3 protein-coding genes are annotated in these 1,231 nt (G+C 71.1%); all 3 read right to left on the bottom strand.

Annotated features, from left to right (window positions below; translation table 11 throughout):
- The coding region (locus tag FUT87_RS26025; protein WP_147242857.1) for an MbtH family NRPS accessory protein at positions 1–211 on the bottom strand (211 nt) is incomplete at its 3' end.
- A gap of 123 nt (positions 212–334) precedes the next feature.
- Complete coding sequence (locus tag FUT87_RS26020; RefSeq protein WP_147242855.1) at positions 335–580, bottom strand: DUF4880 domain-containing protein; 246 nt, start codon at positions 578–580, stop codon at positions 335–337.
- 134 nt (positions 581–714) lie between these two features.
- Entirely contained in the window at positions 715–1,224 is a 510-nt protein-coding gene (locus FUT87_RS26015) for a sigma-70 family RNA polymerase sigma factor (RefSeq protein ID WP_147242856.1), read from the bottom strand.
- Positions 1,225–1,231: the final 7 nt, after the last annotated feature.

Genomic DNA, 1,231 nt, shown 5'->3' with positions numbered 1-1,231 from the left:
GCGCCATCCACTCGCGCAGCGACTTCGGACGCATGTCGGTCCAGGTGCGATCCACGAAGGCCAGCACCGTCTTCTTGTCGCCGCGAACGTCCGGCACCACGGACCAGCCGCCGGGGACCGCCTTCCAATGCGGCCAGATGGAGTACTGGTCTTCGTGGTTGACGAGAACGATGAAGGTGTCGTCTTCGCGATCGAAGCAGCTGGTGGACATGGAAACGCCTCTTGCAGGATGGGTGATGCCGGCGCCCTCCGGTCGATCCGGAGATGGCGGCTTGTCCTGTGAAGACGTTTCAGCGCGGGAGATGTTCATGGCGCCCGCGCCGACCCTCCCGGGTCAGTCGCAGGGCTCGGGCGGCGCGGTCGCGGCGGTGCCGTCGCCGCGCGGGGCGCGCGCGGGCACCTGCCCCGCGAGGTCCCAGAGCCGCGCCGCCTGCCGATGGGCGCGGCGATGCGCGGGATCCTCGGCCAGCCAGCGTTCGAGTTCGAGCCGGGCGGCGGCGTCGAAGCGCGCACGGTCGAACTCGCGTTGCACCCACGTCCAGGCGGCTTGCCAGACGGGATCGTCCTGCTCTTGTGTCATGGTGGGTTGGCGGCGGCGTGACCCGGAGTGAAAGACCTGGGGCCGGTCGGCCCCAGGCGCGGGAGCTTACTCCAGGGACGCATCGCGGCGCGCGCCGGGCGCGCTTGCGGCGAGCGACGGGCGCGCGACGCGCGTCAGTCGTCGGCCAGCAGGTGCCGGCAGCCCGCGATCGCGCGCGCGGCGTCGGCGATCCAGGCGTTCACCAGGCCCAGCGCGCAGCCCATGCGCTTGGCGATCTCGCGCTGCGTCAGGCCCTCGAGGCGGTAGAGCTCGAAGGCCTGCCGCGTCTGCGCCGGCACGCCCGCCAGCGCCCGGTCGATCGAGCAGATCACCTGCTTGTCGCGCATCTGTTGCTCGGGTGACGCGGTGTCGGGAATGTCCAACTCATCGGCCTCCACGTCGAAGCAGCGGTAGTTCGCCTCGACGCTGTGCTTGCGGCAGTAGTCCAGGGCCAGGTTGCGCACCACCCGGCTGCAGTAGCACAGCGGCCGGTCGGCCTGCCGCGGCGACTCGCCGTGGATCAGCTTCAGGTAGGCGTCCTGCAGCACATCGTCCGCCTGCTCGGGCGTGCGGACGATGCCCTGCGCGATGCGCCGCAGACGCGGCCGGTTCTCGATGAAGACGTGAGCCAGCGAGGGCTCCACGCACGGG

Source organism: Mitsuaria sp. TWR114, assembly GCF_007997345.1.
This window is presented reverse-complemented; position numbering and strand designations above follow the sequence as displayed.

What these genes read in the sequence shown, in the direction of transcription:
- FUT87_RS26020 (WP_147242855.1), bottom strand. Translation starts at nt 580, where the DNA reads ATGACACAAGAGCAGGACGATCCCGTCTGGCAAGCCGCCTGGACGTGG.